Origin of the sequence: Streptomyces zinciresistens K42, from assembly GCF_000225525.1 — a bacterium.
Taxonomy (GTDB): domain Bacteria; phylum Actinomycetota; class Actinomycetes; order Streptomycetales; family Streptomycetaceae; genus Streptomyces; species Streptomyces zinciresistens.
In genome coordinates, this window is sequence record NZ_AGBF01000257.1 from 1 (window position 1) to 7,658 (window position 7,658).

7 protein-coding genes and 2 tRNA genes are annotated in these 7,658 nt (G+C 70.5%); 6 read left to right on the forward strand and 3 right to left on the reverse strand.

The window, feature by feature from the left end:
- Nucleotides 1-179: 179 nt before the first annotated feature.
- Nucleotides 180-713 (forward strand): NUDIX hydrolase, encoded by a 534-nt coding sequence (locus SZN_RS33585; RefSeq protein ID WP_007503957.1) that lies wholly within the window; start codon nucleotides 180-182, stop codon nucleotides 711-713.
- Here the strand turns inward: SZN_RS33585 and SZN_RS33590 are convergent.
- Nucleotides 691-2,031 (reverse strand): NsdA family TPR-like regulatory protein, encoded by a 1,341-nt coding sequence (locus tag SZN_RS33590; protein WP_007503959.1) that lies wholly within the window; start codon nucleotides 2,029-2,031, stop codon nucleotides 691-693. The genes SZN_RS33585 and SZN_RS33590 overlap by 23 nt on opposite strands.
- Nucleotides 2,032-2,155: 124 nt before the next feature.
- Here SZN_RS33590 and SZN_RS33595 point away from each other — a divergent pair, with 124 nt between their 5' ends.
- From SZN_RS33595 to SZN_RS33605, 3 genes are all read left to right on the forward strand, one after another.
- Complete coding sequence (locus tag SZN_RS33595) at nucleotides 2,156-2,386, forward strand: hypothetical protein (protein WP_007503961.1); 231 nt, start codon at nucleotides 2,156-2,158, stop codon at nucleotides 2,384-2,386.
- 196 nt (nucleotides 2,387-2,582) lie between these two features.
- Nucleotides 2,583-3,035: a glycine-rich domain-containing protein gene (locus SZN_RS33600; protein WP_043734476.1), complete on the forward strand. Its 453-nt coding sequence runs from the start codon at nucleotides 2,583-2,585 to the stop codon at nucleotides 3,033-3,035.
- Between the two features lie 69 nt (nucleotides 3,036-3,104).
- The gene (locus SZN_RS33605; RefSeq protein ID WP_007503968.1) at nucleotides 3,105-3,941 is read left to right on the forward strand and encodes a protein kinase domain-containing protein; all 837 of its coding nucleotides are present in this window, start codon (nucleotides 3,105-3,107) and stop codon (nucleotides 3,939-3,941) included.
- Between the two features lie 164 nt (nucleotides 3,942-4,105).
- On the opposite strand, the gene SZN_RS33610 is transcribed toward SZN_RS33605, so the two are convergent.
- Both SZN_RS33610 and SZN_RS33615 read right to left on the reverse strand, forming a co-directional pair.
- Nucleotides 4,106-4,178, reverse strand: a tRNA-Arg gene (locus tag SZN_RS33610).
- 200 nt (nucleotides 4,179-4,378) lie between these two features.
- A tRNA-Ser gene (locus SZN_RS33615) sits at nucleotides 4,379-4,469 on the reverse strand.
- A gap of 191 nt (nucleotides 4,470-4,660) precedes the next feature.
- Between SZN_RS33615 and SZN_RS33620 the strand changes: the two genes are divergently transcribed.
- Both SZN_RS33620 and SZN_RS33625 read left to right on the forward strand, forming a co-directional pair.
- Nucleotides 4,661-5,263, forward strand: a complete 603-nt coding sequence (locus SZN_RS33620) for an SSI family serine proteinase inhibitor (RefSeq protein ID WP_078509067.1) — start codon at nucleotides 4,661-4,663, stop codon at nucleotides 5,261-5,263.
- A 293-nt stretch (nucleotides 5,264-5,556) separates the two neighbouring features.
- On the forward strand, nucleotides 5,557-7,658 hold a 2,102-nt coding region (locus SZN_RS33625; RefSeq protein WP_139063648.1), incomplete at its 3' end, for a PAS domain-containing protein.

The window sequence follows — 7,658 nt, forward strand, 5'->3', positions numbered from 1 at the left end:
CTGAGCACGAGAGGAGGCCCGGACTGCCACCACTCCTGTCATGCCTGAGTAGCCCGACCTAATGCATATGCGGGTCAGGCGTACAGCTATCTCGTCACACTGACGCGAATAGGGCCGAACTCGCCTCCGCCGTTCGACCGGTCTGAGATCCTGGTTACCGATCGAGAGGGGTCGCAGGTATGGAGTGGAAGACGCACGGTGAGCGACAGATCTACACGAACAAGTGGGTGAATCTGTGTCTGGTCGACGTTCAGCAGCCTGACGGGCGCAGGTGGGAGTACCACGTTGTTCGCCTGCGGCACCTGGCCGTGGCCGCCGTGGTCAACGACCGTCAAGAGGTCCTGATGATGTGGCGGCACCGCTTCATCACGGACTCGTGGGCCTGGGAGCTACCCATGGGCCTGGTCGAGGAGGGCGAGACGCCAGAGGAGGCTGCGGGCCGCGAAGTCCTGGAGGAGACGGGCTGGCGCCCCGGCCCCATCAAGCCCCTGATCTACGCCGAGCCGGCCAACGGGATCACCGACTCGCAGCACCACGTCTTCAGGATCGACGGCGCCACCTATGCCGGGCCGCCCACGGAGAAGAACGAGTCCGACCGCATCGAGTGGATTCCCCTCTCCGAGGTGCGGGGCATGATCGACCGCCGGGAGGTCGTGAGTAGCGGCTCGCTCGTCGGCCTGTTGTACCTGCTCATGGATGAAGCGATCCGCTGACTGGTGGGAGGAGTTCCCGTAGCCGCGCCTCGAAGGCCAGGGCTACGGGCTTCTGCCTGTGTGGGGCCAACTGGTCGTAGAACTCCCTGAGATGGCCTGACACGCGCTCGGAGGCCACTGCCGATGCCGGTTCCAGTGCCTGCGTGGCGGTGTCGCACGCCTGGTCGAGCTTGCCTTGATCCAGCTGTGTACGAGCCAGCCAGAACGAGTGAAACGCCCGTCCGCGCTGGTTGGTGCGGGCCTCGCGCCGTAAAGCGTCCGCGATCAGGGGTTCGGCGGTGGCTGCTTCGCCCAGTCGGCCGTGGGCAATACCCGTGTCAACGATCAGCTTCGTCTCATCGAAGTACGACACCCAGGACGGGTCTGGGTCGCTGACCCGAATCCGCTCGAAATGGCGGTGCGCCTCCCCAATGGCTCGGTGAGTGGAGTCCCGGTTGCCGAGCGTGGCGTGAGCGAACGCTTCCCGCATCGACAGCATGGACAGGACCCGTGGGGTGGTGTCGACAGCCGAGCGGGCCTGGTCCTGGGCGGCGGTGACGAAGGCCAGGGAGTCAGCGGGCTTGTCCTGGTAGGTGCCCTGCAAGCTCATGCAGGCAAGGACGTTGGCCATGAACTGGCGGTCGTCGATCTCCTTGGCGAGTTGGAGGGCCTCGGTGAAGTACGCGCGGGCCTGGTTGTACTGGCGGGCGTCGAAGTAGGTCCAGCCGGTGAGGCGTGCCGGCTCGGCGGCGATTCTGTACAGGCCGTTCTGGATGGACGGCGGTCGGTTCTCCTTCAAGAGACCCACAACGTGGCGGAGCTGGCCGACGATGGCCGGCCGCAGTGCCTCGCCTCCGTGCTGGTCGTCCCGTCGCCAGTAGTCCTCGATGGAGGAGCGGAAGGCTTCAAGTGACGCCGCGTTCAGACTCGTTCGCGTGGCCAGCGCCAGGATGCTGTCCACGTCCGGGCCCGGTAGAACCGTGGGGTTCTGCGGCGCGGGCTCCGGCTCCTGGACTACCTCTCGCTCGGTGACCACGAGGGCTTGAGGTGTCTCCCACACCCGACGGGCGAGCCCCAGCATGTGTCCGGGGATGCGCAAGCCGTCCGCGATGCGCTCGATGACGTCCATGTGCTGCAACTGGCGTTGCCCTGCGATGACTTCGCCGACACGGCTTGGGGTCAGCTCACAGCGCCTGGCGATCATGGATGGGTAGATGCCCGCCTTGATCTTCACCAGCCGGAAGACTCTGGCAAAGTCCCGCACTCGGCACGCGTCGATCATCTCGGGATCGGTGAGCAGCCTGGCTGGCAGTTCCTGCGGCCGGTCTGCGTCGGGCATCGGCAAGCTCCCACACTGCGAGGGCTACGCAACGTCGCTGGTTCTCTACTTGCCGCGATGTTACCCAAGTTGGGTAATCAGCCTGACCTTTTGGCAGGGGTGCCCTGATCGCGATGCTCCTTTCATGGCGAGCAACCAGCAGACCAGACCAGGCATCGGTGAACTGGCGAAGGACAGTGCCCGCGACCGGATCGGCGTCGTCATGGGTGCGCTCGGCGGTCGGGTGCAGATGAGGCCGATCGGCGGCGGCACGGAATGGGATGCCATGCCGGACAACGTGGTGGCGCCGAGTCCACGAGAGGAACTGAGCGCGCGCCTGGCCATCAAGAACGGCAACAGTCGGGACGGGCTGTGATGCGCGCTGTCGGCCGGTACGCAGGAGTCCTGTTCGTGATCATGATCAGCGGCTCGTGCGGCCTGGTGATCGGCATGGCTCTCGCCATGGGCCAGTAGACGGGCCGCCCCGGACGGGTGCCAACTCCCCGGCTCCCCCTTCCCCGTTCGGGGCCGGCCATCCAACCCACGCACCGCCACACACAAGGAGTACTCGCATGACGGCAACAGTGAACGATCTGAAGACCGGTCGCGCGGTGGCCGGTGAGGAGCTGTTCGAGAGCCTCACCCACTTCGTGGTCGTCAACAACGGGCAGTCGCCCGACCGTGCCGAGCGGATCGCGGACCAGGCGGTCGCCTTCCTGGTCACGGCGGCCACCGCCAACGTCCCCCTGGTCCCGTCCGATGACGTGGACCTCGGCCTGCACGCGCTCATCCTGCACACGAAGGAGTACGCGAGGCTGTGCGAGCGGTACGCGGGCCGCTTCCTGCACCACAACCCGAAGCCGGGCGGCGGGCCCCGCGACCTGCTGATGGTCATCACCGCGGCGCGCGCCATGAAGGCGGCCGGGTTCATGGTCTTCGACGACCTGTGGACCGTGGACGGCACGAACCTCGCGCAGTGCGACTCGGACTGCGGCCGTCCGTACGGTCAGGACTACCAGGAGTAGGACACGACAGCAGCGACGCGGCCGGCCTCGTCTCGTGGTCGGCCGCGCTCGCCCGGAAGGAGAAGCGAGTTGCCCAGCTCACCCCCTGAACTGCCGATCGTGGTGCTCGACGCGCTCATGCCCACGTCCCAGCGCCTGGTCCTCGACCGCCGGGGCTCCACGGTGTGGGAGGTGGAAAGCCATCGCGGCCACTACGCCGTGAAAGTCGGCTACCCGATCGAGGCCACGGCCGAATGGGCCGCCCAGCCCTGGACCGCCCTCGCGCCCGCACGCGAAGGGGCCGTTCTGCTGCGCCTCGGCCTGGTCGACCTCGCGTACGGCGAGTGGGAACGCGGTACCTGGAACTTCCAGCCGTGGCACGAAGGGCCGGACCTTTACCAGCTCTGGGAGCCCTGCCGCAGGCCGGACTCGTCCATCGCACCGCACACCAGCGTGGCGTTGGGCTGCGTCGAGGCGCTGGCCGTACTCCACGCCAAGGGCTGGGCGCACGGTGACGTACAGCCCGCCCACTTCATCATCGGCCCGGAACGAACGCACCTCATCGACCTCGCCCTTGCACGGGGAGGCCACGTGCCCGAGGGGTACGACTTCCCGTTCCGCGGCTGCCTCGTCCACTACGAGGCCCCCGAGATCGCACGCAGCGTCCTCGACACCGGCCAAGCCGAGCCGACACCCGAAGCCGACGTCTACGCACTCGGCGCCTCCCTCCTCATCTCCGCCACCGGCCGGCGGGCAATGGAGTACCCGGACGACGCTCCCCGCACAGCACAGCGAGAGGCCGTCGCGAACGGACGGCGCCGGGAGGTCAAGGTGCCCGGCACGCTGGGCGCCTTGATCGACGCCATGCTCAGCCACACGCCAGCGGACCGGCCCACCCTCCCCGAAGTGAGCAAGACTCTGAGCTGACTGATCCGGTCACAGGACCCCCGATCGGCACCCCGTCACCGAAGATCCCGGCGACCGTCCGCGCGCCCCCGAACACAGCCGCCGATTCGACCACCGGCCAACCCTCCCGGCAGGGCATAAGACAGAGGCCCTGTGGATCACTCCACAGGGCCTCTGACATGCTGTGCACTCGGCAGGATTCGAACCTGCAACCTTCTGATCCGTAGTCAGATGCTCTATCCGTTAAGCTACGAGTGCTTGTTTAGTTTTCTCGCCGCTCTCCGGTCCTTGCGGCCCGCTCGCGGCGACAGGAAGAACATTACATGACTGCCGCCGCCATGTGAAATCCGTTTGCCGCACCCCTTGTGAGCTGCGGAAACGGCCTGAGCGGGGCTGTCGGACCCGGTCGTGTGAACGACGAAGCCCCGGTCCGGGGACCGGGGCTTCTTGATCGCGCGCGGAGGCGGAGGGATTTGAACCCTCGATGGGCTTTAAGGCCCAAACCGCATTAGCAGTGCGGCGCCATAGACCGGACTAGGCGACGCCTCCAGCACAGCCGCCCGCGCGAGCGCGAGTGGTGCGTGCAGATGATGACACAGTCGAGCGTGCTGTCACCAATCGACTCCCACGGTACTAGGCACGAAGGGCGCAGGGCAAAGCCCTTTCCCGGCGTGCTGCCGGTGGCGTCGGAGCGCGGGCGCGCCCGCAACGTCCGGGGGGTGCGCCGCGTTGGTCAGGTCATGTTGCAGGCCACCTCCGGCGCCCCCGACGCCCTCGCCACCCCCGCCGCCCACTTCGCTCCCCTCGCCCCCGCCCGACCCGTACCGCCTCCCCGCAAGGCCCTCCCGGGACGCCCCGCCCGCCCGGCCCGGCGTCCGCGCCGGGTGACCGCCCTCGCCGCCGGCTTCCTCCTCGCCCTGGTCGGCCTCGGCACCGGTGTCGTCGCGCCCGCGGCCCCCGCGCGGGCGGCCGCCCTCCCCGGGCTGAAGGAGGCCGGCCGCTCCGGCGACCGGCTCACCGTCGCGGTCCGCGACGCGGGCGGGCCCGACCGCACGTACACGCTCGTGTGCCGTCCGGCGGGCGGCGACCACCCCGACGCCGAGCGCGCGTGCGCGACGCTCGACCGGCAGACGCGCTGGGGGAAGGACACGTTCGCGCCCGTACCGCCCGACGGCCCCTGCACCATGCAGTACGGCGGACCGGCGACGGCGCGGGTCACCGGGACCTGGGCCGGGCGGCCGGTCGACGCGCGGTTCGACCGGAGCAACGGCTGCGAGATCGCCCGGTGGGACGGCCTCGTACCGCTGCTCCCCGATCTGCGGGCGGGCGGGCGGCGGTCGTAGCGGCGCGCCGGGCCGGGGCTCGGGGAACGTACGGGTTTTCCATACCGGAAGCACCGCATCCGTAAATGTCCCGCGAAGGTCTCGCGAAGCCGGAAAGGCCCGTCGGCCGACGCGGGAGGGGTGACGGCACGGCCGGTCGTACGTTCCGGGTCACTTCCTCGTGCGACCTCGCTCTCATCCGGCGTCGCGCGCGCAACCCCAGCCTTTAGACTCCCTCGCGTGACACGCCGCGGGCCGGTTGGCAAGATGGCCCGAGCGGTCGGCAAGGTGCGGTAACAGGGAGGAAGCGTCTCGTGAGCAGCAGGCCATCCCGAGGCGCTGCTCGCCTCGCAGCCATACTCGACGCGCTTCCCGACGCGTTGGTGCTGGTCAACGCCAATGGGACCGTCGTCAACGCCAACACCATCGCCCTGGAGGCGTTCGAGACGCCGGGGACCGCCCTGGTGGGGCGGGGACTGCTCGATCTGCTGCCCCAGTTCGACTCGAAGCTGATCCCCGGGTCCATGCGGCGCCCCGACCAGATGGATCCGCAGGGGCGGACCAAGCCGACCCGGATGATCGCGCGGCGCACCGACGGCAGCGAGTTCCCGGTCGAGGTCACGTCCGCGAATCTGGAGATCGGCCAGCAGGGCTACGACAGCTACGGCTACAGCGGTGACGAGCTGCTGATGCTCGTCGTACGCGATCTGACCGGCACCGTGGACACCGAGGCCGAGCTGGCGCGTTCGCAGCGGCAGACCGAGATGATCCTGCGGGCCGCCTCCGAGGGCGTCGTCGGGACCGACACCGACGGGCGGATCGTGCTGGTCAACCCGGCCGCCGCGCAGATACTGGGCTACCGGGCCAGCGACCTCGGCGGCCGCGAGCTGCACACCCTCGTGCTGCACTCCCGCGCCGACGGCTCGCCCTTCCCGTACGAGGAGTCCCCGCTCGCCGACACGCTGCGCTCCGGGCGCAAGCACCGGGTGCGGGGGCAGGTGCTGTGGTCCAAGGCGGGCGCCGAGGTGTCCGTCGATCTGACGACCGCGCCCGTGCGCGACGGCGACCAGCTCGTCGGCGCCGTCATGACCTTCACCGACCGGCGGCCCTACGACAGCCTCGCCGAGGAGAAGTCCGCCGCGCTGCGCCAGCACGAGCGGGAGCTGGAGCGCCTCGCCGAGGAGCACGCCTCCGAGCTGACCGCCCTGCGGCAGAAGCACGTCGCCGAGATCGCGGAGCTCGACGAGCGGCGCACCGAGGAGCTCGCCGCGGGCGAGGAGCGCTACGCCGCCCTGGGGGAACGCGAGAAGGACCGCTACGAGGCGCTGGCCGGGCGGCACGAGCAGTTGCTGACCCTGCTCGGGACGTCGCTGCGCGGACCGCTGGACGAGCTGCGCCGCGACCTCGCCGCGCTCGCCGCGGACGACGCGGGCCAGCTGTGGCCCGAGGCCAACCAGGTGCTGCACCACCTGTCCGCGGGGTACTCCCGGATCACCACGCTGATCGACAACGTCCTCGGCTACCAGCGGCTCGACTCCGGCGCCGACGTCGTGCACCGTACGAAGGTGATGCTGGACGCCGTCGTCGCCGCGGGGGTCGACGGGGCCGTGGAGCTGATCGGGCCGGGGCGGGTGCAGTTCGCCGTGCACGCGCCGCCCATCGAGGCCGAGGTGGACCCGCAGCGCCTGGCGACCGCGCTCGCGCATCTCGTCGCGGATGTCGCGGGCGTCGACGCGACCGGCAACGCGCCGGTGTCGGCGGGCGGTTACATGGACAACACCGTGGTCGTGGCGGCCGCGCAGCGCGGCGAGGTCGTCCGCATCGAGGTGCGCGGCCCCTATCCCGGCGGCGATCCGGTGCACGAGCCGATCGTGCGCGGGATCGTGCGGGCCCACGGCGGCGTCCTCCAGACGCACGAGGTGCCGGGGATGAGCGGCAGCGCGTTCGTGCTCGAAGTGCCCATCGGGGGCGGGGCGGGAGCCGTTCCCGCCGCCCCGGTGGACGCCGTGCCGGCCGAGGCCGACGGCAGCGGCGGCGACGGCGACGGCACCATGGGCGGGGACGCGCCGGTCTCCGGCGGCGGGCGGCGCAGGGCCCGCCGGTCCTCCGTGGACGCCTTCCTGGACAGCGACCCGCCCGAGGACGGCGCCGAGGCGTCCGCCGAGGACGGGGGCGCGGCTCCCACCGGACGCAGGCGCAGGCGGGCCGCCGCCGCGCCGGAGCTTCCGCCCGCGTCCGCGGACGCGGGCGGCGAGGCGGGCAGTGGCACCGGACGGCGCCGTGGCCGCGCCGCCGAGGACGGGGGCGACGGCGTCGCCGAGGGTGCCGTCGTCATGGCCGGCGAGCACTCCGCGGGAACGGCCGCCGCGGGCAACAACCTCGGGGGGACCGTGCCGCCGCAGGGCGTGCCCGCCCC

What these genes read in the sequence shown, in the direction of transcription:
- SZN_RS33585 (WP_007503957.1), top strand. Translation starts at nt 180, where the DNA reads ATGGAGTGGAAGACGCACGGTGAGCGACAGATCTACACGAACAAGTGG.
- SZN_RS33590 (WP_007503959.1), bottom strand. Translation starts at nt 2,031, where the DNA reads ATGCCCGACGCAGACCGGCCGCAGGAACTGCCAGCCAGGCTGCTCACC.
- SZN_RS33595 (WP_007503961.1), top strand. Translation starts at nt 2,156, where the DNA reads ATGGCGAGCAACCAGCAGACCAGACCAGGCATCGGTGAACTGGCGAAG.
- SZN_RS33600 (WP_043734476.1), top strand. Translation starts at nt 2,583, where the DNA reads ATGACGGCAACAGTGAACGATCTGAAGACCGGTCGCGCGGTGGCCGGT.
- SZN_RS33620 (WP_078509067.1), top strand. Translation starts at nt 4,661, where the DNA reads ATGTTGCAGGCCACCTCCGGCGCCCCCGACGCCCTCGCCACCCCCGCC.